Raw genomic sequence first — 439 nt, 5'->3', positions numbered from 1 at the left:
CGATGGGAGATCCGCCGAGATCCGAGCTGCGAGCCACTCCAACATAGCGACATCGGACGGGCGGAACTCTTGCCAGATAACAGCGCCCCGGGAAGAGTTTGTTGTCAGCTGACAACAGGGGGCTTGCCTGGGATGGATGTTGTCAGCTGACAACATCTCCCTGTTGCGCTGGCTCCCAATGCCATTCAGCACAGGCTCGCGGGGAGGCACCAAAGAGGAGGGGTGGCATTCATAGAATGCTAACCTTAAAAATTCGGCCTCGGACGAGTTTCGCGCCAAGCTTCGAGATAGGCGAGGTCCGAGGCCAGCGCCCGCAGACTATTCTCGCCATGCCCTCGCGCGCGAGGTGCTTCAGCGTTTCGACGTCGTCGTCGGTCAGGAGCGCGGCGAGCCGGTCGCGCCGTTTCATCGGCAGGATCGCCGAGAGCGTATCGAGCTG

General features: G+C 61.3%; 1 protein-coding gene. It reads right to left on the bottom strand.

Annotated features, from left to right (window positions below; all coding sequences use genetic code 11):
* Positions 1-229: 229 nt before the first annotated feature.
* Positions 230-439: hypothetical protein (locus tag AACY45_RS28720; protein WP_339548861.1), on the bottom strand; the 210-nt coding region annotated here is incomplete at its 5' end.

Origin of the sequence: Pseudomonas sp. RA_35y_Pfl2_P32, from assembly GCF_963970735.1 — a bacterium.
GTDB lineage: Bacteria > Pseudomonadota > Gammaproteobacteria > Pseudomonadales > Pseudomonadaceae > Aquipseudomonas.
The sequence above is the reverse complement of the archived record's forward strand: the minus strand, read 5'-3'. Positions and strand labels throughout refer to the sequence as shown.